Origin of the sequence: Gordonia hirsuta DSM 44140 = NBRC 16056, from assembly GCF_000333015.1 — a bacterium.
GTDB classification, from domain to species: Bacteria; Actinomycetota; Actinomycetes; order Mycobacteriales; family Mycobacteriaceae; genus Gordonia; species Gordonia hirsuta.
Window position 1 is genome coordinate 1 of record NZ_BANT01000005.1, and the last position, 26813, is coordinate 26813.

At 70.0% G+C, this 26813-nt stretch carries 19 protein-coding genes and 1 tRNA gene; 9 read left to right on the forward strand and 11 right to left on the reverse strand.

From position 1 onward, the window contains the following. Nucleotides 1–79 precede the first annotated feature (79 nt). The 4 genes from GOHSU_RS02695 (at nucleotide 80) to GOHSU_RS02710 (ending at nucleotide 4643) form a co-directional block, all read left to right on the forward strand. The gene (locus tag GOHSU_RS02695) at nucleotides 80–1558 is read left to right on the forward strand and encodes an aldehyde dehydrogenase family protein (RefSeq protein WP_005936450.1); all 1479 of its coding nucleotides are present in this window, start codon (nucleotides 80–82) and stop codon (nucleotides 1556–1558) included. Between the two features lie 67 nt (nucleotides 1559–1625). Beyond that, complete coding sequence (locus GOHSU_RS02700; RefSeq protein WP_029759713.1) at nucleotides 1626–2813, forward strand: CaiB/BaiF CoA transferase family protein; 1188 nt, start codon at nucleotides 1626–1628, stop codon at nucleotides 2811–2813. 140 nt (nucleotides 2814–2953) lie between these two features. Then, complete coding sequence (locus GOHSU_RS02705) at nucleotides 2954–4018, forward strand: lipocalin-like domain-containing protein (protein ID WP_005936456.1); 1065 nt, start codon at nucleotides 2954–2956, stop codon at nucleotides 4016–4018. Between the two features lie 202 nt (nucleotides 4019–4220). Then, nucleotides 4221–4643: a DUF6764 family protein gene (locus GOHSU_RS02710; protein ID WP_005936457.1), complete on the forward strand. Its 423-nt coding sequence runs from the start codon at nucleotides 4221–4223 to the stop codon at nucleotides 4641–4643. 52 nt (nucleotides 4644–4695) lie between these two features. On the opposite strand, the gene GOHSU_RS02715 is transcribed toward GOHSU_RS02710, so the two are convergent. Beyond that, a tRNA-Met gene (locus GOHSU_RS02715) sits at nucleotides 4696–4772 on the reverse strand. Between the two features lie 316 nt (nucleotides 4773–5088). Between GOHSU_RS02715 and GOHSU_RS02720 the strand changes: the two genes are divergently transcribed. Then, a complete protein-coding gene (locus GOHSU_RS02720; protein ID WP_005936464.1) occupies nucleotides 5089–5376 on the forward strand; it encodes a hypothetical protein in 288 nt (95 codons plus the stop codon). 167 nt (nucleotides 5377–5543) lie between these two features. Here the strand turns inward: GOHSU_RS02720 and GOHSU_RS02725 are convergent, their stop codons facing one another. Then, on the reverse strand, nucleotides 5544–8525 hold the full coding sequence (locus GOHSU_RS02725; RefSeq protein WP_174293520.1) for a UPF0182 family protein: 2982 nt from the start codon (nucleotides 8523–8525) through the stop codon (nucleotides 5544–5546). Nucleotides 8526–8620: 95 nt separating this feature from the next. Between GOHSU_RS02725 and GOHSU_RS02730 the strand changes: the two genes are divergently transcribed. After that, nucleotides 8621–9112: a PPA1309 family protein gene (locus GOHSU_RS02730; protein WP_005936470.1), complete on the forward strand. Its 492-nt coding sequence runs from the start codon at nucleotides 8621–8623 to the stop codon at nucleotides 9110–9112. 46 nt (nucleotides 9113–9158) lie between these two features. Here the strand turns inward: GOHSU_RS02730 and GOHSU_RS02735 are convergent, their stop codons facing one another. Continuing rightward, the gene (locus tag GOHSU_RS02735) at nucleotides 9159–10199 is read right to left on the reverse strand and encodes a YlbL family protein (protein WP_024332489.1); all 1041 of its coding nucleotides are present in this window, start codon (nucleotides 10197–10199) and stop codon (nucleotides 9159–9161) included. Nucleotides 10200–10254: 55 nt separating this feature from the next. Here GOHSU_RS02735 and GOHSU_RS02740 point away from each other — a divergent pair, with 55 nt between their 5' ends. The 3 genes from GOHSU_RS02740 to GOHSU_RS02750 all read left to right on the forward strand — a co-directional run bounded on the left by GOHSU_RS02740 (nucleotide 10255) and on the right by GOHSU_RS02750 (nucleotide 14087). Beyond that, nucleotides 10255–11703: a zinc-dependent metalloprotease gene (locus GOHSU_RS02740; protein ID WP_005936476.1), complete on the forward strand. Its 1449-nt coding sequence runs from the start codon at nucleotides 10255–10257 to the stop codon at nucleotides 11701–11703. A 121-nt stretch (nucleotides 11704–11824) separates the two neighbouring features. Then, nucleotides 11825–12868 carry a hypothetical protein gene (locus GOHSU_RS16695; RefSeq protein ID WP_024332490.1) on the forward strand — a complete coding sequence of 348 codons (1044 nt, stop codon included), beginning with the start codon at nucleotides 11825–11827 and terminating at the stop codon, nucleotides 12866–12868. Beyond that, nucleotides 12753–14087, forward strand: coding sequence for an ABC1 kinase family protein (locus GOHSU_RS02750; RefSeq protein WP_005936483.1), 1335 nt, complete (start codon nucleotides 12753–12755; stop codon nucleotides 14085–14087). Before GOHSU_RS16695 ends, GOHSU_RS02750 begins: the two co-directional genes overlap by 116 nt. 193 nt (nucleotides 14088–14280) lie before the next feature. Here GOHSU_RS02750 and GOHSU_RS02755 read toward each other — a convergent pair whose 3' ends face one another. The 8 genes from GOHSU_RS02755 to GOHSU_RS02790 all read right to left on the reverse strand — a co-directional run bounded on the left by GOHSU_RS02755 (nucleotide 14281) and on the right by GOHSU_RS02790 (nucleotide 26747). After that, nucleotides 14281–14592: a WhiB family transcriptional regulator gene (locus tag GOHSU_RS02755; RefSeq protein ID WP_005936488.1), complete on the reverse strand. Its 312-nt coding sequence runs from the start codon at nucleotides 14590–14592 to the stop codon at nucleotides 14281–14283. A gap of 389 nt (nucleotides 14593–14981) precedes the next feature. Further along, entirely contained in the window at nucleotides 14982–16994 is a 2013-nt protein-coding gene (locus GOHSU_RS02760; RefSeq protein ID WP_005936490.1) for an ATP-dependent DNA helicase UvrD2, read from the reverse strand. Between the two features lie 88 nt (nucleotides 16995–17082). Beyond that, on the reverse strand, nucleotides 17083–17325 hold the full coding sequence (locus GOHSU_RS02765; protein ID WP_029759717.1) for a mycoredoxin: 243 nt from the start codon (nucleotides 17323–17325) through the stop codon (nucleotides 17083–17085). 38 nt (nucleotides 17326–17363) lie between these two features. Then, nucleotides 17364–18050: a hypothetical protein gene (locus GOHSU_RS02770; RefSeq protein ID WP_155828522.1), complete on the reverse strand. Its 687-nt coding sequence runs from the start codon at nucleotides 18048–18050 to the stop codon at nucleotides 17364–17366. Beyond that, on the reverse strand, nucleotides 18035–18979 hold the full coding sequence (gene nudC, locus GOHSU_RS02775; RefSeq protein WP_005936498.1) for an NAD(+) diphosphatase: 945 nt from the start codon (nucleotides 18977–18979) through the stop codon (nucleotides 18035–18037). Before nudC ends, GOHSU_RS02770 begins: the two co-directional genes overlap by 16 nt. 3 nt (nucleotides 18980–18982) lie before the next feature. After that, nucleotides 18983–20056 carry a potassium channel family protein gene (locus GOHSU_RS02780; protein ID WP_024332491.1) on the reverse strand — a complete coding sequence of 358 codons (1074 nt, stop codon included), beginning with the start codon at nucleotides 20054–20056 and terminating at the stop codon, nucleotides 18983–18985. 39 nt (nucleotides 20057–20095) lie between these two features. Continuing rightward, the gene (locus tag GOHSU_RS02785; RefSeq protein WP_005936505.1) at nucleotides 20096–23458 is read right to left on the reverse strand and encodes an ATP-dependent helicase; all 3363 of its coding nucleotides are present in this window, start codon (nucleotides 23456–23458) and stop codon (nucleotides 20096–20098) included. Further along, nucleotides 23451–26747, reverse strand: a complete 3297-nt coding sequence (locus GOHSU_RS02790; RefSeq protein WP_005936508.1) for an ATP-dependent helicase — start codon at nucleotides 26745–26747, stop codon at nucleotides 23451–23453. The genes GOHSU_RS02785 and GOHSU_RS02790 overlap by 8 nt, the downstream gene beginning before the upstream one ends. Nucleotides 26748–26813 lie beyond the last annotated feature (66 nt).

A 26813-nucleotide genomic window follows, 5' to 3' on the forward strand; every position in this document is an offset into this window, starting at 1 on the left:
CCCCCCGGCCCTGTGCCGACCCTCCCTGTTCCACCCCACAGCACTGCCTCCCACCCAGAGCAACCCAAGGAGTTTCCTGATGACCGCTGACGCCGCGCTTCGATTCGAGCCGACGATCCCCGATGTCTCCCTGCGTATCGGTACCACCCGACGCGGCGCCGCCGACGGTGCCACCTTCACCTCGCTGAACCCGGCCGATGAGACGGTGGTCAGCGAACTGCCCGCCGGCGGTGCCGACGACGTCGATGCGGCGGTGGCCGCCGCCCGGGAGACCTTCGACTCGGGCGTCTGGTCGGAGATGACCGGCGCCGAGCGCGGCCGCATCCTCAACCGGGCCGCCGACCTGATCGAGGCCGACGCCGAGAACCTGGCCGCTCTGGAGGCGGTCGAGATGGGCAAGCTGTTCCGCGACAGCGTCAACGGCGACATCCCCGTCGTGGCCGGCTGCTTCCGGCACTTCGCCGGCTGGGCCGACAAGATCACCGGTGAGACCACGCCGCTGCCCAGCTACGGCCCGCAGCAGCGCTTCGGCTACACGCTGCGCCAGCCGCTGGGCGTGGTCGGGGCGATCACCCCGTGGAACAACCCGGCCGTGATCGCCGGCTGGAAACTGGCCCCGGCCCTGGCCGCCGGCAACACCGCCGTGATCAAGCCCGCCGAAGACGCCTCGCTGTCGACGATCCGCCTGGCCGAGCTGCTGACCGAGGCCGGCCTGCCCGAGGGCGTGCTCAACGTGGTCACCGGTCTGGGCGAGGTCGCCGGTGCGGCGCTGGCCCAGCACCCGGGGATCGACAAGATCAGCTTCACCGGCAGCGCCCGGGTCGGCCGGACCATCAATCCCCGCGCCGGCGACAAGTTCCGCAAGATGACCCTGGAACTGGGCGGCAAGTCCCCGCAGATCGTCTTCGCCGACGCCGATCTGGAGAACTCGATGCCGTGGATCGCGATGGGCACCTTCTACCACCAGGGTCAGGTGTGCGCCGCCGGTACGCGTGTGCTGGTGCACCGCTCCCGCGTCGACGAGGTGGTCGCCGGTCTGGTCGCCGCCGCCGAGGCCGCCGTGATCGGCGACCCGCGCGACGAGGCCAGCACCATGGGCACCATCGTCAACAGCAAGCAGCTGGCCACCATCGAGCGCTACATCTCGCTGGGCCGCGAGGAGGGCGCCGACCTGGTGATCGGCGGTGACCGCCTGGACCGGCCGGGCTACTTCGTGACCCCGACCGTGTTCCGCGGCCACAACGATCTGACCATCGCGCGCGAAGAGATCTTCGGGCCGGTGGCCACGGTGATCCCGTTCGACACCACCGAAGAGGCCGTGGCCATCGCCAACGACACCAAGTACGGGCTCAACGCGATGCTGCACACCACCAGCCTGGCCACCGCCCATGCGGTAATCCCCAAGCTGCGCGTGGGCATGGTCTGGGTCAACGGCTGGGGTGTCCCCGAGCCGTCGCTGCCGTGGGGCGGCCGCGAGGCCTCCGGCTACGGCCGCGAGCTCGGCAAGTCCGGCATCCTCGCCAACACCGAAGAGAAGACCGTTCACCTTGCCTTCTGAGCAGCGTCCGGCCGGGCGGGAACAGGCGGGACAGGACCCGCCCGGGTCCGTCACCGCGAACGGCCCACTGAGCGATCTGCGGGTTCTCGAACTCGGCACGCTGATCGCCGGGCCGTTCGCGGGGCGGCTGCTCGGCGACCTGGGGGCCGACGTCATCAAGATCGAGGCCCCCGGCTCCCCCGATCCGCTGCGGACATGGGGGCAGGCCGAGGTCGACGGTGAACGCGCGTTCTGGACCGTGCACGCCCGCAACAAACGTGCGGTCAGTCTGGATCTGCGCCGCCCGCAGGGGCGCGAGCTGTTCCTGGAACTGGTCGAGGCCAGCGACATCATCGTCGAGAATTTCCGTCCCGGCACCCTGGAGAAGTGGGACCTGGGATACGAGGTGCTGGCCGAACGCAACCCGGGCATCATCTTGGCCCGGGTATCCGGGTACGGGCAGACCGGACCGGACGCCTTCAAGGCCGGCTATGCGTCGGTGGCCGAGGGGATCAGCGGACTGCGGTACATCAACGGTTTCCCCGGCGGTCCGGCACCGCGCCTGGCCCTGTCCCTGGGAGACTCACTGGCCGGCATGTTCGCGACCCAGGGAATCCTGGCCGCCCTGCACGCCCGCAGCCGCACCGGCCGCGGGCAGGTCGTCGACGTGGCCCTGACCGAATCGTGTCTGGCGATGCTCGAATCGACCATCCCCGACTACGACCTGGCCGGGGTGGTCCGCGAGCCCTCGGGCACCCGGCTCACCGGGATCGCGCCGTCGAACATCTACCTGACCGCCGACCGGCACTGGGTGATCATCGCCGCCAACCAGGACTCGGTGTTCGCCCGGCTGTGCCGGGCCATCGGGCGCGAGGATCTGATCGACGATCCGCGCACCCGCGACCATCGGGCCCGCGGCCGTCACGAAGACCTGCTCGACGAGGTGATCGGCGCCTGGGTGAGTGAACGCGATCGTGCCGAGGTGATCGATGTACTCGCCGGCGCGGGGGTGGTGGCCGGTCCGGTCAACACCGTCGCCGACGTCGTGGCCGATCCGCAGTTCCGCGACCGCGACATGCTGGTGCCCCACCCCGACCCTCGGCTGGGCCGCGAGGTCCTGGGACCGGGGGTGGTTCCCAAACTGTCGCAGACGCCCGGATCGATCCGCTTCGCCGGTTCCCCGGCCCCCGGCCACCACAACGCCGAAGTCCTGGGCGGACTGCTGAACCTGAGCGACGAACAGATCACCGCGCTGCACGACGAGGGCGTCGTATGAGGCGCTGATCTGGGAGGGCCCGGCGTGCCCGGCCCCTCCCTGTCGACATGCCCGGGCCGCCCGCCGGCATGTCCCGACCAGCATTTCCCAATCGGACCGGTACCTGTGGCCGGTCCGCCGAACATCGGAGAACACCACCTATGAAGACCATCGCCGCCGATGAGGCCTGGAACGGGCCGGGCCGCAAAGACGGCATCCTGACCGAAGTGCTGCCCGAGCACAACGCCCTGCACGACCGCCCCGATCGCACGGCGTTCGAACACTGGTACTTCGACGCCCACCTGGACAACGGCTACACCGTCGTCGGCTTCCTGGTGAAGCGGCGCCCCGAGGATCCGCCGTTCGCGCGTCCGTGGGTGGAGATCATCGTCTACCGGCCCGACGGCAGCCGCCGCCAGATCGCCCAGCGCTACCCGCAGCGGGCCAGCCGTTTCTCCACCGTCGAAACGGACGTGGCCATCGGTCCCAACTGGGCCGTCGTCGACTTCTCCTGCGACTTGCCCTCCTACCGGGTGCACCTGGAAGAGGAAGACGTCGTCCTCGACCTGACCTTCGAGAACGAGGTGCCGCCGTGGATGCCCGGTCGCGGTGAGACCAACTTCGGCGACGGCGGGATCTTCGGCTGGTGCGTCGGCGCACCCCGCGCCAAGGTGACCGGCCGCATGCAGATCGGCTCGGACGACCAGGAGGTGAGCGGCCGCGGCTATGCCGACCACAACTGGGGCGTGGGCGATATGCGCAAAGTGATCGACCGCTGGCACTGGGGACGGCTGTACACCCAGGACTACACCTTCCTGTACGCGATCGTCGGCACCCAGGACCGCTACGGCAACCTGCAGATCAAGCCGGCCATGCTCGCCAAGGGCGATGAGATCCTGCTCAGTACCGGCGAAGTCGACTTCACCGAGGGGCCCACCGAGTTCAACCCCGATGCCGGCCGCACCTACCCGACCACGCTGTCGCTGGACTCCCCCGGCCAGTTCTCCCTGGAGCTGCGGGTGCAGCAGGTCCTGCATGCGCAGTCGCTGCTGGAGGACATCCCGGTGCTGGGCAGCAAGTTCATGCGGCCGGTCACCGACCGGCTCATCGGCCGGCCCGGGTACTTCCGCTTCAAGTCCGACTTCACCCTGTCGGTGAACCAGGACGACGGCTCGGTCGACACCGTGACCGGCAGCACCCTGCACGAACTGGTCGCCTTGCGCTGACCGACACGACCCCGAGCTACCGATCGGCCCCGGCCCGTGCGACTGCACCGGACGGGGCCGATCGCTCCGGCGGGGCAGGGCCCCGGCGGGCTCTCGCCGAGATTCGCTGGCGGCGAGAACTGACCCATCCGCAACGTACGTCGTTCCGAATGACTTGCAAGCAGTGACCAGCACTGCACCGCTACAAAGGAGACAAGTCATCATGAACGCACCTAAGCGATTCGCCATTGGACTGCTGATTGCCGGAGCAGGTGTCGTCGGTGCTGCAGGCGTGGCCGGTACCGGCCACGCAAACGCCCAGATCGACGTGTGTGGCAGCTTGCCCGGGCAGTCGACCATGGCCGGCGGTTGTGAGGCTGTGGCTGGCGACACCGGCTTGGCATTGTCGATCGCTGAGGGTGGCGGCACCGCATGGGCGCAGGCCGACAACTACTCCGGCCCTGCAGCCATTGCCATTGGTCCCAACTCGTCGGTGAAGGCAACCGGAAACAACCCGGGCTTGGCTATCGGCATCGCCGGCCCCGGTGCCAGTATCGTGATCGACGGCAAAAAGGGACCGACCTGCTCCGGTGAAGGCTTCGCGTTCGCGGGCGACTTCCAAACCCTTCAGGGCTGCTGGCAGTAACCACCACTGGAATGCAGAAGACCCGCACCGTTTCCGGTGCGGGTCTTCTTGTTGGTAGCGGGGGCAGGATTTGAACCTACGACCTCTGGGTTATGAGCCCAGCGAGCTACCGAGCTGCTCCACCCCGCGTTGCGAGGACTACGTTACACAACGGCCGGCCCGACGTGCAAATCGGTTGCCGCCCACCCGGATTCGTCACCAGACACCGGCACGCCGCCACGCCGCCCAAGCCCCGGGAAACAGCCTCTCACCTGGACCTTCAGCCGTCCACGGGGCGTGCTGACCCCGCCCGGGCGCCGCCGATGCCGTGCACCCCACGTGCCCCCCCGGCCGGCTAGCGCACTGACCCAGAGATGTCCCGGTCACAGCCCGATCAGCCAGGTGATTTTTCTCACATTCGGTGTAGGATGGGGGTGTCCGACGGCCCCGAGGCGAAGGAGGAGCCATGGCCACCCACACCACTCGAGAAACCAGCGGCTGGCATCCGCTCAGTATGGTCGCGTTCACGACGCTGCTGCTCGGCGGAACGTTCTCGGCACTCTGGCTGGTCACTCTCAACGACCTGCCTGACAACAAGCCGACCAACATCGTCTACGGCGTCGTCGCTTTGACCTTGCTGTTGACCACGGCGGGGATCTTCGCCTATCTGTCGCAGAAGGTCGATCATTCGCCGATGCTGCCCGACAACACCCCCGAAGAGATCAAGCGCTACCTGACGCGGGTGCGCGGCTAGGCCTCCCCCACCGGCCGGCGCCCGCAGACCGGGGCGAAACACCCGCAACGCCACAGCGAGTCGAGACGCGGCACCACGGGTCAGCGCCCCACATGAAGACGACGCGGGTTCTTCTCGAAGAGAGAGAAGAACCCGCGTCGTCGTGCGTTTACCCCGCCGGGCCGCGGTCAGCCGCCGAGCGACTCGTACTTGTTGATCGCATCGTCGAGCCGCTTCAGCGCATCACCGAGCTTGCCCAGGTCACCACTGGTCTGGGCGTCCTTGACTCCTTCCAGTGCGGCACCGAGCTCCTTGACCGCGGCGGCGCGTGCCGCGTCGTCCCCGGTCCCCGGGCTCGACGGAGCCACCGGCTTGGGTTCCTGCCCGGGGGTCTGCTCCTCCGGTTCGCTCTCGGCGGTCTCCCCGGCCTGTGTCGGGGTGGCCGCACTCGGGTTGATGCCCACCTGACTGAGCGCCTCGCCGACGGTCGCGGCGAAGCCGACGCGAACATTGTTCTCGCCGGCGGCGGCGTTGTAGTAGGTCAGCACCCGGTAGAGCTTGGGCATGGCCGAGTCACCGGATTTGGCTTCGGTGTAGATGGGCTGGACGTACAGCAGCCCGTTGCGGCCCACCGGTAGCGCCAGCAGGTTGCCGTAGATCACGTTCGTGTTCTCCAGCAGCTTCAGCTCCTGCTGCACGCGGGCGTTGGTCTTCATGTTCTCCGACGCCTGACGTGGACCGACCGTCTGGCTGGCCGTCGGCGTCACCTTGACCGTGAGCCGACCGTAGTTGGCCGGATCGGAGTTGGCCGTGACATAGGCCGACAGGTTCGGCCGCGACAGTGCCGTCAGCACACCGGTCAGCTGGAACTGCGGCAGGTTCTCCTCACCCGGCGCCGATGCGGTGAAATAGTACGGCGGCTGCTTGAGGTTCAGATCGCCGTCGGTGGTCGGATCCGAGGGCACCGACCAGAAGTTGTTCGCCCGGAAGAAGGTCTGGGCATCGTCCACGTGGTACCGCTTGAGCAGTTCCCGCTGCAGTTTGAACAGGTCCTCCGGGTACCGCATGTGGGCGCGCAGATCAGGCTGGGCGTCCAGTTCGGACTTGGGCTTGACCGTGCCGGGGAAGACCTTCATCCAGGTCTTGAGCACCGGATCGGTGTCATCGGCCTGGTACAGATCCACCTTGCCCGTATAGGCGTCGACGGTGGCCTTCACCGAGTTGCGCGCATACGACACCTCTTCGGCGACCTGTGTACGTCCGGTGGTGCCGCTGTTGGCCTGCCGGGAGTCGGCGGTCGCATCCTGCAGCGACATGCGCTGGGCGTACGGGTACTTCTCCAGCGTGGTGTAACCGTCGACGATCCACTTGATCGACCCGTCGGTCATCACCGCCGGATAGGTCTTGGAGTCCACCGTCAGCCACGGCGCGACCTTCTTGACGCGGTCGCGCGGATCCCGGTTGTAGAGGATGCGGGAGTTCTCGTTCAGCGCATTGGACAGCAGGAAGTTCCGCTCGCCGTACTTGATCGTGTACAGCAGGCGTGTGCCCCAGTTACCCAGGCTCACACCCGAATCGGCCGAGTAGGTGTACTGCAGGCCCTCCCCGTCGTACTCCCGGTCCCCCTCGTTGGAACCGACGATCGCGTAGTCGGGATTGACCTTGGCGATCAGCTCACCGAAGTAGATGCGCGGCTGCTTCACCTGGAAGGGAAGCTTCGCCTGAGCGGCCTTGTCCTGAATGGTCTGGATGTCGGCGACGATGAACACCGGCATACCGCCGCGGTCGGAGGAGGAATCGTTGGAGACCTCGTCGACCGTATTGGCCTGGGCGGCGATGAAACCGTTGCCGTGGGTGAAGACGGTGTGCTTGTTGATCCAGTTGGTCTGGTTCTCGTCGAGACGACGCGGATCCAGTTCACGGGCGGCCACGACGAAGTCGCGCTGCTGGCCGTCGACCTTGTAGCGGTCCACCGCCAGCTGCTCGGGGAAGCCGTACACGTTGCGCAGGGCCTGACGCTGATGGAAGGCGCGGGTGAGCACGGCCGGATCCAGGATCCGGATGTTACTCAGGGTCGCCTCGTCGGAGTTGACCTCGGCCGGCACCGCCGGGGTGCGGGTCCAGTTGTTGTCGTAGCTGATGTCCAGCTCGGGCCGGATCCGGTACGCATCCCGGGTCGCGGTGATGTTGCGCTGGATGAACTCGCGTTCCTTGTCTGCGGCGCTGGGCTTGACGGCGAACTGCTCCATCGCCGCCGGCCAGGCGACACCGATCACCAGCGACGACAGCAGCATCAGGACCGCCGCCAGCGCCGGGATCCGCAGATCCCGCAGGAAGATGGCCGAGAAGAACGCCACCGCACACACGATCGCGATGGCCATCAGCGTCAGCTTCGACGGCAGCACGTAGTTGATATCGGTGTAGGTGGCACCGGTGAAGATGTCACCGCGCCGGTCGCTGCTGAGCAGGTCGTAACGGTCGAACCAGTAGGCCACCGCCTTGAGCGCGACGAACAGTCCGGCGATCACCGCCAGCTGGATGCGGGCCGGATTGCTCAGGCCGCCGCGGCGGCCGCCGCCGCCGATCCGGATCCCGCCGAAGATGTACTGGGTCAGCAGGTTGGCCACCAGCCCCACCCCGAGTGCCAGGAACAGCAGATCCATGACCAACCGGATGAACGGCAGGGTGAAGGCGTAGAAGCCGATGTCCATCCCGAACTGCGGATCGCTCACGCCGAACGCTTCCCCGTGCAGGAAGGTCTGCACCGTCGTCCACGAGGCCTGGGCCACCAGCCCGGCCATCAGTCCGAGGAATACCGCCGGCAGCAGACCGGCCAGCAGCGGACGCCGGGTCAGCGTCTCCCGGTAGCGGGCCAGCGGATCGCTCGGACCGGTCGGCATCAACAACGACGGCCGTGTCCGATAGGCGGCGTAGATGCAGGCGAAGACGATTCCGGCCACCACCACCGTGGCGATCGCGAACACCACCAGCCGGGTGGTGAGCATCGTCGACATCACCTGCGAGTAGCCCAGATCCGAATACCAGAGCCAGTCGGTGATCAACCCGACCAGCCGCGGGCCTATCAGCAGGATCAGCAGGATCGCCACCGCGACACCGATGAGGATCTTGCTTCGACGAGACAATGACGGCCGTCCTACAGGACTGCGCATACCCACCACGTTCGTTACTCCAATTGGGGGTCGGGGACAGCGATGCTCTTCACCTTACGCAACCCGACAGATCGGGCACCGGGCACAATGGCCCTGTGAGCTTCTCCCAAGCCGATCTCGGCAATTCCCTGGCCCAGTGTGCGGCCTATTCCGCCGATCTTCCGTGGGGTTCACCCGACCAGGTCTTCGCCCTGGTTCCCACGGCGGTCCTGCGGTCCCAGGCCCCCGAACTCGTCGATGACGACGACGATTCGCCACTCAGTCCGGTGCTGCAAGAACTCCCCGAACCGCACGCCGACACCGCCGCCCTGCTGGCCACCCTGGCCTGGCCGCCGCAGGTCGCCGGCTGCGCTCTGGTCACCGAGATCACCGTCGTTCCGCCCGACGGCGACCCTGCACACGGGCGGCGGGCCCGGCTGATCGGCGGCGTGCTGCGCACCGGTGCCCGGCTGGCCCTTCTGGACGTCGAGGCCGCCCCCGACGACGATCCAGTTGCTCCGCGTCATCTGCGTACCAGTCCGGATCTGGCGCCGGAGCTGCTCGATGCGCTGACCGCCACCTTCGACGACGTCGAACCGGCGGACTGACGCCCCGGCCGGGCCAGCCGCGGCGGCCGGTTCGCCGTGAGGCCGGTCAGCAGTGCGGCCGCGACGCCCCGGTCCGCAGCGCTTTGAGTGCCTCGACGGCGCCGCCGAGGGTGTCGACCTTGATCAGCTCCAGGCCGTCGGGCACATCGGTCAGCGCCTCGGCGCAGTTGTCGGCGGGCACCAGGAAGACCGTCGCACCGTCGGCGCGCGCGCCCTTCAGCTTGTGGGTGATGCCGCCGATCCGGCCGACGGTGCCGTCGGGAACGATGGTGCCGGTTCCGGCGATGAACCGGCCGTCGGCCAGATTCTCGGGGGTCAGGTAGTCCACCACGGCCAGCGAGAGCATCAGCCCCGCCGAGGGACCGCCGATGGCCCCGACGTTGTAGGTGATCGTCACGGCCGGATCGGCGCTGACCACCTTGGCGGTCACCCCGAGGAATCCCTGCCCGGGATCGTCGGCGCGCGCCCCCAGGGTCACCTCCACCACCTTGCGGTCGCCGCCGCGATCGACGGTCACCGCCACGGTCTCACCGGGTTTGCGGGTCCGGATCTGCTCGACGAATTCGGCCGGGCTCGCCACGTCCTTGCCGTCGACGGCCTTGACCACATCACCGGTCTCCAGTTTCCCGGCGGCCGGGCTGTTGTCGGCGATCGGGCCGATCCCGGCCGCGGTGGGCCGCTTCAGATAGGTCAGGGCCGCTCCGGTGGCGTTGCTTTCGGAGTCGACCATCTGCTGCTTGTTCTCTTCCTGCACCGACTCGCGGGAGCGGTCCGGCGGGAAGTACAGCTCACGCGGCTGCAGCTGGCCGTTGCCGGTCGCCCAGATGCCGAGCGCGTCGAACAGCGTCAGGCCGTCGGTCACCGAGACGGTCGTCAGATTCAGGTGTCCGGTGGGATCCTCGTCCACGCCGCCGGTGACCTGCACGACGGGCTTGCCGTCGATCGTGCCGATCGTGTTCACCGTCAGCCCCGGGTTGAGCAAGACGTACGGCACCCGCACGTTGCTGCCCACGATCACGAAGGCGATCGTGATCACCGCGGCCACAGCCAGGGTGATCCACCTCCGGCGGGAAGGGTTGAGCCTCATTCGGGTCAGAGTACCGAGGCCGCGCCGCACCGGCACATCCCGGTACCGTGGTGGCATGAGCGACTTGCCCTTCGGTTTCTCCTCGTCAGACGGCCGGGACGATGACGATGATCGTGCCCGCCGCGACGACCCGTCGGCCGGCCGCCCGGCCGACCCCTTCGGCGGGGCCAACCCCTTCGATCCGTCGGCGATGTTCGGCGGTGGCGGCGGGGCCGGCGGCGCTTTCGATCCGTCGATGCTCGGCCAGATGTTCACCCAGCTCGGCCAGATGTTCAGCGGTATGGGCGCCCCAGGCGGCGGGTCGGGCCCGGTCGACTACGAGCTGGCCACCCGCCTGGCCCGCCAGCAGATCGGCGACTTCCGGCCCATGCTCGCCTCCGAGGAGCAGGCCGTCACCGATGCGGTCCGCCTCGCCGAGTTGTGGCTGGACGACCGCACCACACTGCCGGCCGCCCTGACCACCACCCACGCCTGGACCCCCGTGGACTGGCTGGAGCAGACCCTGCCCACCTGGCGGCAACTGGTCGACCCCATCGCCGCCTCACTGGGCAGCACCTGGCAGGACGGACTGCCCGAGGAGGCCAAGGCGATGGCCGGGCCGATGCTGGGCATGATGGCCGGTTTCGGCGGCATGATGTTCGGCACCCAGCTGGGTCAGGGCCTGGGACACCTGGCCAAAGACGTGCTCACCTCCACCGACATCGGCCTGCCGCTGGCTCCGGTCGGCACCGGCGCCCTGCTGCCCGAGGCGATCGCCCGGTTCGCCGAGGGCCTGGATCTGCCCGGTCAGGAGATCGTGGTCTTCCTCGCTGCCCGCGAGGCCGCCCACCAGAGGCTGTTCAGCGGTTCGGGCTGGCTGCGTCAGCGGCTGCTGTCGACCGTCGAAGACTACGCCCGCGGCATCCGGATGGACATGTCCGGGCTGCACGAACTCGGCGGCGGCGTCGATCCGCAGGAACTGCTCAGCGATCCCAGCAAGATGGAGGAGCTGATGGGGCGGGCAGCGGCGTTCGAGCCGACGGTCTCCCCCGAGCAGCAGGCCGCCCTGAACCGGCTCGAGACGCTGCTGGCGCTGATCGAGGGTTGGGTGGAGTACGTGGTGGCCACCGCCCTGGGCGGCCGGATCCCGTCGACGGCGGCACTGACCGAGACCATGCGCCGACGGCGGGCCACCGGCGGTCCGGCCGAACAGACCTTCGCCTCCCTGATCGGCATGGATTTGCGCCCGCGCAAACTGCGTGAAGCCGCCGAGCTGTGGCGCCGGCTCGACGAGGCCTCCGATGTGGCCGCCCGCGACGGCGTGTGGGCCCACCCCGACCTCCTGCCCGATGCGGCCGACCTGGACGATCCGGCCGCTTTCATCGACCGGGTGATCGGCGGCGGGACCTCCGAGTTCGACGACCCCATCGCCGAACTCGAGCGCACCATCGCCGAGGAACGCCGCCAGCGCGGCGAGGGCGACGGGGACGCCGGCGACGCAGACAAGGGCGGCGGGGAGCAGTAGGCGGCCGGAGCCGAACCGACCGCCCGGCCGAATGCAAGGGCCCGCGCGGCCCCTGTGCACAACCCGGCCCGCTGTGGACGGGGCTCTCGACGCGACCGCCCCGCGATGGCACCGTGTCGCCATGAGCCGCTCCGATCCGCATCGCCCGCTACCGGTCCTGGCCGCCGGCACCCCGGTCCTCACCCGCGGTGACGGCAGCCTGTACATCGGCTGCGAACCGGCCTCGGCCCTGATTCTTCCCCTGCCGCCACCGGCGATCCCGCGGGCGGTCGCCCTCCTCCTCGATGAGCTGCGGACCCCGCAGACCCGCGCCGCGATCGGTGGCCGGCTGCGGGCCGCAGGCCTGACCGTCGCCGGATTCACCGGCCTGTTGAACAGACTCGTCGCCGCCGGCAAGGCCATCGACCCGGCTGCACCCGAACCCGCCCGGCTGCGCGTGCGAGTCCACGGACACACCGAACTGGCCGATCGGCTCTCGGCCGAACTGGTCGCGGTCGGGACGGTGGTCCTCAGCGGCGGACTCGCACCCGGGGCGCTGTCCCGCTCCGGCGGGACGGACGGCACGCTGCTGCTGCTCACCGACCGGCTGGTGGTCGATCCGGCCCTGCGCCTGGCGTTGATGACCGCAGGCATCCCGCACCTGCCCGTCCGGGTGCACGACGGGATCGGGACCATCGGTCCGCTGGTGCTGCCTGGACTGTCCAGTTGTCTACGGTGCGCCGATCTGCACCGCGCCGACCTGGATCCGGAGTGGCCGATGCTCGCCGCCCGGCTGGCCCGACTACCCGGTGCCGCCGAACCGGGCACCATCGCCCTGACCGCTGCGATCGCCGCCCAGGAGATCGCCGGGATCGGTGCCCGGCTGGCCGACCCGGCCGGCCGCGCCCCGCAGACGCTCGATCACCAGCTGCAGGTGCACACCCGTCCGCCCGGCACCACGCTGTTCTCCGCCCCGCCGCACCGGCGCTGCGGGTGCGGAGCGGCAGTGGCCCGGCGCACACTCCGGCGCCCGGTCCACTATCCTCAAGACAGGCGAAAGGACGACTGCGTTGAGCGACATCACCAAGGGTCAGGGGCGGCGCAATGTGAAGCTGGCCGCACTGCCGCTCGGCATGGCCGGGCGGGCGGCAGCCGGATTCGGCAAGCGGCTGACCGGCAAGACTAAGGACGAGGTCAGCTCCGAGCTGATGGAGAAGACCGCCGAGCAGCTGTTCGATGTTCTCGGCGAACTCAAGGGCGGCGCGATGAAAGTCGGCCAGGCCCTGTCGATCATGGAGGCCGCCATCCCCGAGGAATTCGGGGAACCCTTCCGCGAAGCCCTCACCAAACTCCAGGCCGAAGCCCCGCCGATGCCCGCCGAGACGGTGCACCGGGTCCTCGACCAGCAGCTGGGCACTCGCTGGCGCGAACGCTTCGAATCCTTCGACGACGAACCCGCCGCGTCGGCCAGTATCGGGCAGGTTCATCGCGCCGTCTGGCACGACGGCCGGCCCGTGGCGGTCAAGGTGCAGTATCCGGGCGCCGATCACGCGCTCAAAGCCGACCTGAAGACGCTGAGCCGTCTGTCCGGGCTGATCCAGAAGCTGTCGCCCGGCACCGACGCCAAGGCGATGATCGACGAGCTGATCGACCGCACCGAGGACGAGCTGGACTACCTGGCCGAAGCCGACAACCAGCGCCGCTTCGCCGCCGCCTTCGACGGTGATCCCGACTTCGTCATCCCCAAGGTCGTCGCCAGCGCGCCGAAGGTCGTGGTGTCCGAGTGGATCGAGGGCACCCGGTTGAGCAAGATCATCACCGACGGCACCCGCGAACAGCGCAACAACGCTGCCACCAAGATGACCACGTTCGAGTTCAGCTCTCCGGTCCGGGTGGGTCTGCTGCACGGCGATCCGCATCCGGGGAACTTCTTCGTCCTCGACGACGGCCGCTTCGGTGTCCTCGACTTCGGTGCGGTCGGCCACTACCCGGACGGGGTCCCGGCCGAGACCGGACCGATCCTGGCGCTGGCCCGGGACAAGAAGTACAAGGAGCTGCGCGAGATGCTGGTGCAGCACAACTTCATCCGCCCCGAGCACGCCGCCAAGGTCTCTCCCGAGGACCTGGCCAAGTACCTGCAGCCCTACGTCGATCCGCTGTACGAGGACTCCTTCCACTTCACGCGCAAGTGGCTGCAGCGGGCCGCGGGCAAAGCCACCGACCTGTCCGGTGATGTGTACAAGACGTCGCGGCACATGAACCTGCCGAAGGAATACGTGATGGTCTTCCGTGTCTTGCTCGGGTGCGTCGGCATCGCTGCTCAGCTCGACGCCGAAGCCCCCTACCGCGCGATCATGTACAAGTGGGTCCCCGGTCTGGAAGAAGAGCTTCCGCCCGCTCCCTGACCGGTCCCGCACCGGCCTCGCGCCGCAACCGCGTCGCCTCGCCCGACGTGTCGCGGCCTACCTGCACGTGTCGAACCCGCACGAACGTCGCGACGTGCCGGGACCGGCCGCGACATGGCGGCCGCCGTTGCCTGGACCGGATTCGCCGGCGACGAACCGGCCGGCGGTCACCTGCCGCACCGCGCCGCGCGGCTCACCCGGCGGCGTTCTTGCGGGGCCTACCGCGCGGCCGTTTGCGGGCGATCACGGCGCCGCGGTCGAAGATCTCGCCGCCCCACACACCCCACGGTTCGCCGCGGCCCAGGGCCTCGGCCAGGCACGGTTCCTGCAGCGGGCAGCCGCGGCACAGCGCTTTGGCCTGCTCCAGGCCGGCGGGCTCCTCGGCGAACCACAGATCGGCATCACCGTTCTGGCACGGCAACTCGAGGCGCCGGGAGTCTATTCGATTCGGCAGGGGGACGTCGGGCAGGAGGACTTCGGGGAGGGGGAGTTCGGTGGTGGTCATGAGTGGACTTTCGCGTCGTCTGGATCGTGTCGAGCGGCGGCGCCTGAACGGCGGCCACCGGTTCGGGGAACTGCTGCGCGAAATCCCGGTGCGACGACCGGTCGGGAACGACCGCGTCGGCGGGCCATGAGAAAGGCCCCGGGATCCGCTGTCGCGATTCGCCGGGGCCGGGTGGGATACCTGGTCGGGGTTGGTCGGCTAACCGTTGAGCCGGCTACCGCCGTGACCGTGGGCCTCGGGGAATCGCGAGCGCGCTCGTGCCGCCTCGCGTACACGTGCGGCGGCGGTGGCGTGCTGGCGCTGGTGGCCCTTCTTCACGGCGATTCCTTTCCCTGATCGATCAACGTGAACTCCGACCAGGCTACGCCCGCCGGTTCGGTCCGGGCAAACTATTTTTGACCTGCGGTTTCGCGGTTCTCGGCGATCACGGCGAGGATCTGCTCGCCGAGCATCTCGATCCGTTCGGCGTTCATTCCGCTGATCCGCGCCAGCTCCTCGCGGGTGGCCGGCAACGCCCGCGCCAGCTGTTTGAGGGCATTGCCGCTGCACACATTCGGTTCGGCGATGTTGTGCGCGGCCGCATAGTCGGCCCGCCACTCCTGCAGCGCTGCGTGGACGGCGCGATCGGGTCCGGTCGGCGGTGGGACCGGGGCGCCTCCGGCCGTTTCTGCCGGCGCCAGCCCGTCCAGGAATCGGGAACGACGACGCGTCGCCGGCCGGCCCTCGCTGCGGGCCGCCGACCACGACAGGTGCAGGTGCACGCGGGCGCGGGTGATGCCGACGTAGAGGAGTCGTCGTTCCTCCTCCAGTTCGGCCGGGGTGCCGCTGGCCCGGCCCAGCGGCACCGACCCCTCGTGCAGTCCGGTCAGCAGCACCGCATCCCACTCCAGCCCCTTGGCCGCATGGAACGACGCCAGGGTGATGCCGCCGTCGGACTCCCCCTCGGTCCGTGCCCGCGCGGTCAGCGCCGCCACTAGTTCCGCAAAACCCGCCGCCGGCCGGGCGGCCAGCAACTCATCGGCCAGCTCCACCAGCCGGGTCATCTGCTGCCAGTTGACCTTGGCCTGGGCCCCGGGCGGCTCGGTCTGGGCGTACCCCAGGGGGGTCAGCGCCTTCCGCACCGCCGCTGCAGCGCTCATCTCCGGCGGCGGACCGTCCGCCAGCGCCGTGAGCCGGCGCAGCGCGGCGGCCACCTGCGGCCGTTCGAAGAAACCCCGATCACCGCGCACCCGATAGTCGATGCCCGCGGCAGATAGCGCCTCCTCGTAGGCCTCGGAGGCGGCGTTGATCCGGTACAGCACGGCGATCTCCCCCGGTGCCACACCGGCCCGCAGCAGCCGCTTGATCTCCGCAACCACCCCGACCACCTCGGAGTTCTCGTCCGGATACGGCGCGAACACCGGTTCTGGACCGTCGGGCCGCATCCCGATCAGCTCCAGCCGGGTACCGGCCACCCGGCCGACCGCTTTGCCGATCACCGCATTGGCCAGGGCCACCACCTGCGGGGTGGACCGGTAGTCGCGTTCGAGCCGCACCAGGGTCGCCTCCGGATAGACCCGGGTGAAATCGAGCAGGTAGTCCGGGGTGGCGGCGGTGAAGCTGTAGATGGTCTGGTTCGCATCGCCGACCACGGTCAGATCGTCGCGGCCACCCAGCCACGCCTGCAGCAGCCCCTGCTGCAACGGCGTGACGTCCTGATACTCGTCGACCACGAAGCTGCGGTAGCGGGTCCGGAACTCCTCGGCGATGGCCGGATCGCTGTCGAGGGCCAGCGTGGTGAAGCCGATCAGATCCTCGAAGTCGAGCAGGAAGTCCCCAGCCGGATCGGTCTTGCCCTGCTCGTAGGCGCGGAAGACCTCGGCGATCATCTCGGCCCGCAGCGGCAGATCCCGGGTGCCGTCGCGCGTGCGTTCGACATAGGCGGACGGGTCGATCAGCGACGATTTGGCCCACTCGATCTCCGCGGCCAGGTCGCGCACCAGCTCCCGGTCGGCGGTGTCGAGTCCGGCCTCGCGGGCGGCGCGGCGCACCATCGGGAACTTGGTATCCATCAACTGCCAGCGGGCGCTGCCGTACACCTGCGGCCAGAAGTAGCGCAGCTGCCGCAGCGCCGCGGCGTGGAAGGTCAGCGCCGAGATCTGGCTGCCCGGACCGGCCACCCCGAGCGCGGCCAGTCGCTCGCGCATCTCGGCGGCCGCGCGCGAGGTGAACGTGACGGCCAGGACCTGTCCGGGATTGACCTGACCGGATTCGACCAGGGCGGCGATCCGGCGGGTGATGGTGCGGGTCTTACCGGTCCCGGCCCCGGCCAGCACACAGACCGGTCCACGCGGTGCCAGCACCGCCTCGAGCTGCTGCGGGTCGAGTCCGTCGCGGATCCGACTCCCCGATATCGCCGTCATGCCTCAGAGGATGTCATGAGGCACCGACAGTGGATCCGGCTGCGGCGGTGAAACCGGGTACGGCGCAGCGTTCGGGTACGAGGGCGGATCAGAGCAGGCCGAGCTTGCTCATGACCTCCCCGATCCCCGGATTGGTCTTGGTGGTCCCGTCGCCGAACTTGACCGTCGGCACCACGTGGTTGCCGCCGTTGACGCTGCCGACGAATTCGGCTGCGGCCGGATCGGCGTCGATGTCGATCTCGGTGTACTCGATCTTCTGGCGGTCCAGGCTGCGCTTGAGCCGGACACAGAACGGGCACCAGGAGGTCGTATACACAGTCAGATCGGCCATGCCCACCAGTCTAGTTGCCGCTATCGTGACCGGACCGGTCAGCCCAGCCGGCGTTCGGCGCGGTCGAATAACCGGGTCAACCGTCGCCGATCGGCGGCCTCGTCCGCGAAATCCCCGTCGTAGTAGCCGCGCAGGCGACGCTCGGCGAGCATCGCCTCGACGGTGCAGTCGCCGTCGAGGTGGTAGTCGCTGACGCACCACGCGAAGCCGGCCTCGAGAAAGACGTCCAGCCCGCGGGCGGCACAGAAGTCGAGCACTCCTTGGGCGACCTGCCATTCGCCGGGCCGATCAGCCGATGCGGGGTCGAGGAAGAAGACGCCGCCGACGGTCAGGACGGTGCGGCCGTCGGCGGCGGCGATGGTCAGCAGCGGCCCGTCGCCCGGCAGGTCCAGCAGCGGCGCGCACAGTGGTTCCGGTACCCCGTCCAGGAGACTGCGCTGCTGCTCGTAGTCGTAGTCGGGATAGACGTTCAGCGCGCACTCGTGGTCGAAAGTGGTCAACAGGATCTTCCCGTCCGGGTGGAAGAACCAGTGCGTCTCCTGACCGCTGCCGTCGGCCCAGCCGAAGTGTTCGGCGCCCGGTACAGGCACCGGTGTCAGCAGCCCCTCGTCGGCGGCGATCTCTTCGACGATCGCCGCGCGCCGCCGCAGTTCCCCGGCCGGCAGCCGGGTCAGTCCCAGCCAGGGCGCCATCCAGGACGGCGGCTCGCTCACCGGATCGGCCACACCGGCCATTCGAGGTGTTTCTTCTTGGCCACCGTCCAGCTGGTGATCAGCGAGCGCGCGATCGAGACCGCCGGCGGCAGCATCAGTTCGACGCCCTCGGCATCACCACCCCAGCCCGACTGCCGTTCCAGGGCGTGGCGCACCTGATCCCGGGTGAACCACTGCGCCTGCGCGAGCTCGCCGTCGAGCAGTGCCAGGGGTTGCTGGGGGTCGGCGATCACCTCGAAGCCGAGCATCAGCGACCGCGGGAACGGCCACGGCTGCGAACCCAGATAGTGCGGGAAATGGGCGACGACGCCGACCTCTTCGGCCACCTCGCGGACCACGCACTGCTCCACCGACTCCCCCGGTTCGACGAAACCGGCCAGGGTGGAGAACCACGGATAGGGCCAGGCGTGCTGGCGGCCCAGCAGAATGCGGTCGCCGCCGTCGTGCACCACCATGATCACCGCCGGATCGGTGCGCGGGAACTCGTCGGCGCCCCCGGGCGAACGGCGCACCCAGCCCGCCCGCGCCGCCTCGGTGCGGGCACCGTCGAGCGGCGAGTACTGGGCGCTGCGATGCCAGTTGAGCATGCCCAGGGCGGTGGCCAGCAGTCCGGCCTCGTCGGCGGACAGCAGGTGGGCGCCCAGCCGCGGATCACTGACCGGTTCGGGGAGCTGGTCGCTCCGGCGGGCCCACAGCTGCGTCTGGCCGAGTACCCCGAGCAGGACCGCATCGGCGGGCGGTTCGGCGGCGACCTCGGCGGCGCTCAGCCAGGCCAGGGCGCCGTCACCGTCGATCGGGTAGCGGCCCTGGTGGTCCAGCAGCAGCACCCGGGCGGACGGCCAGCCGGCGCTCAGCGCACCGGCGTCGTCGCGCAGGTGGTCGGCGCGGTCGAAACCGGCCTGAGACAGCAGCGGAGGTTCGACGAATTCGAAGGTCGCCATCGCTCAGCCCCGCTCGCCCTGGCGCACGTACAGCAACCGGTCGCCGATCTCGATCTCTTCGACCTGTTTGTCGCCGACCCGGTGCAGCGCACCGTCGCGCACCACCCCGAGGACCAGGTCCCGGGTGTGCGCCGGGGAGCCGCCGACCTCGGAGGGGTCCACTTCGCGTTCGGCGATGGCATATCCCTCCTCCGGGCTGAGCAGGTCTTCGACCACCTCCACCACCGAGGGGGTGATGGTGGCGATGCCCAGCAGCCGTCCTGCGGTCTCGGAGGACACCACCACCGAATTGGCGCCGGACTGGCGCATCAGGTGGGTATTCTCGGATTCGCGGATGGCCGCGACGATCTTGGCGCGCGGGTTCAGCTCGCGCGCGGTGAGGGTGACCATGACGGCGGTGTCGTCGCGGTTGGCAGCGATCACCAGGGCGGCGGCGTGCGCCATCCCGGCCAGCCGCAGCACATCGGATTTGGTGGCGTCTCCGCGTACGGTCACCAGACCGTCGGCGGCGGCCGCGTCCAGGGCGGCCTGATCGTCGTCGACCACCACCACCTCCCCGGGGCGCACGCCGTCGGCGATGATGGCCGCCGTCGCGGTCTGCCCCTTGGTGCCGTAGCCGACGATGACGGTGTGATTGCGCACGCGGTTCCTCCAGTTCTGGATTTTGATCGCCTGCCGCGACCGTTCGGTGAGCACTTCCAGGGTGGTGCCGATCAGCACGATCAGGAACAGCACGCGCAGCGGGGTGACGAACAGGATGTTGATCAGCCGCGCCGATTCACTGACCGGGGTGATGTCTCCGTAGCCGGTGGTCGAGAGGGTGACCGTCGAGTAGTACAGCGAGTCCAGGTAGGTCATGGGCTCGCCCTTGCCGTCGCTGTACCCGCCGCGGTCGAAGTAGACCACCAGCGAGCAGACGAACAGGGCGAACAGGGCCCACAGCACCCGGCGTCCGATGGCCCGGGTGGGGCTCTTCTCCAGCTCCGGGATGCGGATGACGCCGACGAGCGCATAGTCGGGTTTGTCGAACATCTGCTGTCCGCGGCCCTGGCGCGCACGGCGCCACCGCTCACGCATCAGCGGTCCCACCCGTGGTCGTTCTCACAGCACCGAAGGCTACTCGATCACCTGTGCGCTGCGGGCCAACAGTTCGCCCAGCTGTTCGGCGTCCGGAAGATTGTCCGGTTCCAGCGTGTAGCCGTGCCGGACGTAGACGAAGGCCGCGCGCACCCGGTCCAGTGCCACTCCGCGCAACCGCGCCCAGGCGACCCGGTAGGCGGCCAACTGCAGTTCCAGCGCCTCCCGCCCGGCCCGCTCGGGAACCGCACCGGTCTTCCAGTCCACTACCAGGAAGCCGTCGCCGTCGGCGAAGACCGCATCCATCCGGCCGCGCACCACCGTCGATCCCAGTTCCGTCTCGAACCCGACCTCCACCTCCAGCGGCGTGCGATCGGCCCACGGCGAGGCCAGGAAAGCGGTGCGCAGCACGTCCAGGTCGTTGTCGACGGCGGACTCGTCGGCCGCGCCGGGCAACTCGTCGATGTCCAGCAGCCGGGTGGCACCGAAGCGCCGTTCCACCCAGGCGTGGAAGGCGGTGCCGCGCCGGGCCATCGGGTTGGGCCGGAACGGAACGGGACGGCGCAGCCGGGCGGCGAAGGCGTCCTGGTCGGCACCCAGCTCCACCAGCTGGCTCACCGACAGCTGGGCGGGCAGCTCGACATCGACCTGGGCGGCACGGGACTGTTCTCGTTCGGCCAGCAGCGCGGCGACCTCGCCGCGCCAGGCGAGGATCTCCGGGTCGTCGGTGGCCGCTGCGGGCTCGGCGATCAGGGCGCGCTCAGCGCGGGCGGCGGCCACCGCCTCGGCGGCCGCGATCAGTGCCGGGCGGCGGTCGCCGAGCCGGTCGACGGGCCAGCGGGCGGTGACCGGTTCGGCCGTCATCGGATTCTGCGCCCCGTCCTCGGGGGCAGGCACATCGATGTCCACGCTCATGCCCTGCTGCACCTGGGCGCCGGCGATGACCAGCTCCACCAATTCGAGGTAGAACTCCGAACCGCCGCGCGGTTTGTCACCGGCATCGCTCCAGTGGTGCGCCGAGACCAGGAGGGTGTCTTTGGCACGGGTGAGGGCCACGTACAGCAGCCGGCGGTCCTCGTCGAGACGCCGGGCCTTGATCGCATCCTTGTGATCGGTCAGTGCCGTCTCGAGTTCTTTCCGATCGCCCAGGCCGGCCAGGTGCAGCGGCGGGAAGCCCTCATCGCCCGATCCGGCATCGGCCAGATCGCCGCGCAGCTGCGCCGGCAGCTCGCGGGCCGAACCGAGCCAGGTGGTGTCGGCTTTGGCACTGGGGAAGATTCCGCGCGCCAGGTGCGGGACGGCCACGATGTCCCATTCCAGTCCTTTGGCCGCATGCACGGTGAGGATCTGCACGCGGTCCTGGGCGACCTCGACCTGCCCGGCTTCCAGCCCCTTCTCCACCGTTTCGGCGGCGTCGAGGAAACTGAGCAGGCCCGGCAGGGTGGCTCCGGGCCGTTCGGCGTAGGCGGCGACGTATTCGGCGAACGCATCGAGATGCTCGCGTCCGGTGATCGGGCCGTGCATGCGCCGGGCCCGCAGCTGGGCTTCGACGGCCACCCCGATGGTCTGTTCGACGTCGGCGACCAGTTCCGGCAGGGGCTGCCCGATGCGTCGGCGCAGCCGTTCCAGTTCCTGCCCGAACGCCCGGATGCGTGCGTATCCGGGCGCCGAGTAGCGGTCGGCCGGTCCGGGATCGACGAGCGCATCGCCCAGGCCGGCGGCATCGACCGATTCTGTCGGCAGCGCGGCCGCCAGTGCCTCGTCGAGGGCTTCGCGGGTGTCCACCGCACCGGTGACCGGGGTCGTGTCCCCGGCGGCCAGGTCCCGGGCCCGCCGCCACAGGACTGCCAGGTCGGCGGCACCGAGCTGCCAGCGGGCGCCGGTGAGCAGCCGCATCACCGCCGTCCCGGCCATCGGATCGGCCATCAGCCGCAGCGTCGCGACGATATCGGTGATCTCCGGCACGTGCAGGAGCCCGCCGATGCCGACCACCTCGACCGGGATGCCGCGGGCCTCCAGTTCGGCGGCCAGCGGTGCCGAATCCTCATTGCGCCGCACCAGGACCGCGACGGTCGGCGGCGAGCGGTCGACGTCGGCGGCGCCGTCGGCGGCGCGGGTCTGATACGCCTGTTCGATGTGGTCGGCGATCCAGGCGCGTTCGTCGGCGACGGTCTCGGTCAGCGCCAGCCGCACGGTGCCGTCGGGGGCCGAGTCCCTCGGGCGCAGCGTCGACACCGGGACCCCGCGGGCCCGCAACTGCCCGGAGACCTCATTGGCCAGGTACAGGGTGCCGCGGCAGTTGCGCCAGCTGGTGAGCAGTTCCCGGCGCGGGGCGGGTGTGCCGTCGGCGCGCGGGAAGTCGTCGGCGAAGCGCGGCAGGTTGGCCGCCGAGGCGCCACGCCACCCGTAGATGGACTGGATCGGATCGCCGACCGCGGTGACCGCGATCGGCGGCCGATCCGCCGACGGCGCGCCGCCGAACAGTGCCGACAGCAGAAGCCGCTGGGAGTGTCCGGTGTCCTGGTATTCGTCGAGCAGCACCGCCTTGATGCCGGCCCGTTCGGTGGCCACCACTTCGGGCCGGCCGGTGACCAGCCGGGCGGCCAGGGACATCTGGCTGCCGAAGTCCAGTGCCCCCTGTTCGCGCATCCGGTCGCGCAGGGCTTGCACCAGCGGCAGGAACCGGCGGCGTTCGTCGATGACGGCCTGGATCGCGCGCAGCGTCTGGCTGGGTTCGGCCCGCTGCCGCGCCGCCCGCGGCAGGGTGTCGATGAGGGTGTACAGCTCGCTGCCGGCGGCCAGCAGCGCATCATCGTCGACCAGATGCTCGGCCATCTCCGAGTACAGGTTCAACACGGTCTCGGTGACACCGGCGGGCACCTTGGTGGTCTCCAGCGGATGGGGCCAGGTGGTGACCACCGAGAAGGCCAGTTGCCACAGTTCGGTCTCCGACAACAGGGTCGAGGACGGTTCCACCGGCAGGAGCAGACCGTAGTCGGCGATCAGCCGGCCGGCGTAGGCGTGGTAGGTGCTGACCTCGGCGTCGGCGCTGCGCAGGATCTGGGCCAGCTCGCCGCCGGGATCGAGGTCGAGCAGCGCCGCAGATCCGGCGAGCATCGACAGCCGGCGACGGATGCGGGCGCCGAGTTCGCTGGCGGCCTTGCGGGTGAAGGTCAACCCCAGGATCTCGTCGGGCGCCACCAGGCGGTTGGCCACCAGCCACACCACCCGCGAGGCCATCGTCTCGGTCTTTCCGGCACCGGCACCGGCGACCACCAGCATCGGTTCCAGCGGCGCCTCGATCACCTCGACCTGTTCGTCGGTGGGCGGCGGCAGTTCCAGCGCCGCGGCCAGGGTGCGGGCGGGGATGCGCCGGCCCGGACCGAGTGTGGGATCAGTCATCGCACACCGCCTTCCCGCGCAGCTGGGCCGGGCAACTGGCCGCCAGCCCGCAGTGCGCGCACCCGGGATTGACCGTGGCGACGAAGCGCGGGCCGACGCTGGCCCGGGCGGCCGCGCGCACCACCGAGATCCATTCGTCGACCCGTTCGGGGGTGAGTGGTTCCTGCACCCGCTGGGCGGCACCGGAGGTCCGGTTGGCGTTGGCCACATAGACCAGCCGGCCACCGCCGGTGGGGCCCGGGGCGATCCCTTCGGCTCCGCCCAGCAGCAGCGCCAGCTGGTAGGCGGCCAGCTGCGGATGCTCGGCGGCATCGGCGGCGGTGATCACGGATTTGCCGGTCTTCACGTCGATCACCACCGGCCGGCCGAGATCGTCGGTCTCCAGCCGGTCGATGCGCCCCTTGAGTTTGACGGGAAGCTCGGCCGTGTCGTCGTCGCCGGTGCTCTCCCCCGGGACCATCGCCTCCACGCCGACTTCGACGGCGGCTTCGCGCAGCTCCTGGCGGGAGTAGTCGAGCCAGTCCCGGAAGTTGGTGAGCATCGCTTCGGCCCGGTGCAGTTCGCGGTCGCCGTACCAGGGCGCCTGGGTCGCCACCCGGTTCCAGATCTCGTGCAGTGCCCGGGTCACCTCATCGTGATCGAGCTGCCCGGCGATGGCCTGCACCAGGGTGTGCACCACGGTGCCGGTGACGGCCTGTTCGGCGTCGCCGTCACGTCCGCCGTGCCGTTCGAACATCCAGCGCAGCGAGCAGTTGGTCAGTGATTCGACGTTCGACGGCGACAGGGTCCGCGGCCCGGATTCGGGCAACCACAGCGGGGCGTCGGTGGACGGATCGGACAGGCCGTACCACTCGTGCGGTGCGGCGGCCGGGACGTCGGCGTCGGCCAGCTCGGCCAGCAGCTGTGCGGCGGCGGTGCGCCGCTCGGGCGAGGTGTCCGGGTCGGTCAGGGCCGCGCGCAGTTCGGCGACCATTGACGGCAGCGACAGCAGCCGGCGCAGACCGCCATCGAGCGGGATCTCGTCGGCGGTCTCGCCGTGCCGGTCGGCGTCGGTGCCGTAGCCGCCGAGCGCATCGGCGATCTCCGGAATGAACCGGGACGGCGACGCGTCCCCGGTACCGTCCTCGACCGCGGTGATCAGGAGCTCGCTGCGGGCACGGGTGCAGGCCACCAGCAGCAGACGGCGCTCGTCGGCGACCAGCTGCGCACCGCGGGACACCGTGTCGAGGGCCTCGGCGTCGATACCGTCGAGCAGGTCGACCAGTGCCGGGGTGCCCAGGACACTGCCCCGGCTGCGCAGGGACGGCCACAGCCCGTCCAGTACGCCGGCCACCGCCACGACCTCCCATTCGCGGCCGGCCGCCGAATGAGCCGACAACAGTTGCACCGCGTCGACGCCGGCGGTCGGGGTCCGCGACTCCCGGGGGATCTGCAGCTGCCCGAGGTAGTGCAGGAATCCGTCCAGGCCGCCGGCGGGCAGATTGTCGGTGTAGGCGGCGGCCGCCTCGAACAGGGCCAGCATCGCGTCCAGATCCCGGTCGGCCTGCTGACCGGACCGGTCCCCGCGCAGGGAGCGAGCCAGCCAGGTGCGTTCGAGCCCGGACCGCTGCCAGGCCCGCCAGAGGGTCTCCTCCACCCCGACCCCCGCCCGATCGGCGTCACGGGCGGCCCCGACCACCGCCAGGGTGCGGGTCAGCGGCTCGGCCTCGAAGTCACTGAGTTCGGCCAGATAGGGTGCGGCTCGCTCCGGGTCGGCGAGCAGGCTCGCCAGGGTGCTCAGCGAATCGGGGGCGTCGAGCAGTTTCTGGTCTTCGTGCACACGGCGGATTCCCCGTCGCAGCCGACGCAGCCGGCCGGGATCGGCCGCACCGATCGGCCCGGACAGCAGTGTCAGCACCTGCTCGGCTTCCAGCGGTTCGGTCGAGGATGCGGCCGCCAGCGCCAAGGACATCGCCTCCACGGCGCGTTGCCGGTGCAGCGGCAGATCGCTGGTCGGGGTCACCACCGGCACGCCCGCCGAGGAGAAGGCGCGCCGCAGCGCCGGCAGCGCCCGCGGCACCGACCGGACGATCACCGCCATCTCCTGCCACGGCACCCCGTCGAACAGGTGCGCCCGGCGCAGCAGGTCGGCGACGGCGGTGGCCTCCTTGGCCGGTGACGAGAACACCCGGACCGCGGCGTGGCCGGGCCCGGGCGCCGGTTCCGGCTGCGGTGCACTACGTGCCCCGGGCAGCCGCGACACCAACCCCGCCGCGACGGCGCCGATCTGGCCGGCGCTGCGCCAGCCCTGCGTGAGCATCATGTCGCGGCCGGCAGGCAGCTCGGTGAAGAACCGGGGACTGGCGCCGCGGAAGGAGTAGATCGACTGGTCCGGGTCACCGGCGATCACCACCAGGTCGGCCCCGGTGCCGATGGCCTGGATCAGGTGGGCGGCCTGCGGGTCCAGGTGCTGGGCGTCGTCGATCAGGAGATACCGGATGCGCGCCCGCTGTTCGGCGAGGAGTTCGGGGTTCAGTGCGAAAGCCGACAGTGCCGAGCCGACCAGCTCGGCGGCATCGACGGCCTGCGGTCCGGCTTCGGGGGCGTCGACGCCGACCGCGCCGCGCAGCAGCATCGTCTGCTCGTATTGGGCGAAGGCCCGCCCGGCGGCCACCCATTCGGGGCGGTCGTGCCGTCGACCGAGGGCGGTCAGATCCTCCGGTCCCAGGCCGCGCTCGGTGGCCCGCATCAGCAGATCGCGCAGGGCCTGGGCGAAACCGTCGGTGTTCAGGGCCGGTCGCAGCGCAGGCGGCCAGTAGTCGGCGCCGTCGTCCAGATCCCCGGCCAGCAGCTCCCGCAGGATCACATCCTGCTCGGACCCGGTGATCAGCCGGGGCGGTGGATTGCCGGCCGCCGACGTCTGCAGCCGCAGAACCGCGAAGGCATACGAGTGCACCGTGCGCACCAGCGGTTCACGCAGCGCGGCAGCCGCGCCGGTCCCGGGACGTCCGGCCAGCACGCGGCGGGTGATCTCGGTGCGAACGGCCGTCGCCGAGCGCCGGTTCGCGGTGAGCACGAGCACCGATTCGGGATCGACGCCGTCGTCGAGCAGCCGCGCGACGGCGACGTCGACCAACAGCGAGGTCTTTCCGGTGCCCGGACCGCCGCGGACGCGGTACGGCCGCCACGGCTGCTCCGGATCGAAGCGGTGTTCGGTGGTCAGCAGGGCGCGCGCCGAGTCCGGCCAGCGGCGCGACGGCAGCGGAGAACTCGCCGGGGAGGCGATCAGCCGGGTCGTCGCGGTAACCATGTGCCCATGGAAGCACGAGCCCCTGACAATCCGGGCAGGCCCCTACCGGCGGCCGTGGAGCGTCGG

Bases quoted from the DNA above. Each gene is read 5' to 3' on its own strand.
- GOHSU_RS02695 (WP_005936450.1), top strand. From the start codon at position 80: ATGACCGCTGACGCCGCGCTTCGATTCGAGCCGACGATCCCCGATGTC.
- GOHSU_RS02705 (WP_005936456.1), top strand. From the start codon at position 2,954: ATGAAGACCATCGCCGCCGATGAGGCCTGGAACGGGCCGGGCCGCAAA.
- GOHSU_RS02710 (WP_005936457.1), top strand. From the start codon at position 4,221: ATGAACGCACCTAAGCGATTCGCCATTGGACTGCTGATTGCCGGAGCA.
- GOHSU_RS02720 (WP_005936464.1), top strand. From the start codon at position 5,089: ATGGCCACCCACACCACTCGAGAAACCAGCGGCTGGCATCCGCTCAGT.
- GOHSU_RS02725 (WP_174293520.1), bottom strand. From the start codon at position 8,525: ATGCGCAGTCCTGTAGGACGGCCGTCATTGTCTCGTCGAAGCAAGATC.
- GOHSU_RS02735 (WP_024332489.1), bottom strand. From the start codon at position 10,199: ATGAGGCTCAACCCTTCCCGCCGGAGGTGGATCACCCTGGCTGTGGCC.
- GOHSU_RS02740 (WP_005936476.1), top strand. From the start codon at position 10,255: ATGAGCGACTTGCCCTTCGGTTTCTCCTCGTCAGACGGCCGGGACGAT.
- GOHSU_RS16695 (WP_024332490.1), top strand. From the start codon at position 11,825: ATGAGCCGCTCCGATCCGCATCGCCCGCTACCGGTCCTGGCCGCCGGC.
- GOHSU_RS02755 (WP_005936488.1), bottom strand. From the start codon at position 14,592: ATGACCACCACCGAACTCCCCCTCCCCGAAGTCCTCCTGCCCGACGTC.
- GOHSU_RS02760 (WP_005936490.1), bottom strand. From the start codon at position 16,994: ATGACGGCGATATCGGGGAGTCGGATCCGCGACGGACTCGACCCGCAG.
- GOHSU_RS02765 (WP_029759717.1), bottom strand. From the start codon at position 17,325: ATGGCCGATCTGACTGTGTATACGACCTCCTGGTGCCCGTTCTGTGTC.
- nudC (WP_005936498.1), bottom strand. From the start codon at position 18,979: ATGGCGACCTTCGAATTCGTCGAACCTCCGCTGCTGTCTCAGGCCGGT.
- GOHSU_RS02780 (WP_024332491.1), bottom strand. From the start codon at position 20,056: ATGCGTGAGCGGTGGCGCCGTGCGCGCCAGGGCCGCGGACAGCAGATG.
- GOHSU_RS02785 (WP_005936505.1), bottom strand. From the start codon at position 23,458: ATGACTGATCCCACACTCGGTCCGGGCCGGCGCATCCCCGCCCGCACC.
- GOHSU_RS02790 (WP_005936508.1), bottom strand. From the start codon at position 26,747: ATGGTTACCGCGACGACCCGGCTGATCGCCTCCCCGGCGAGTTCTCCG.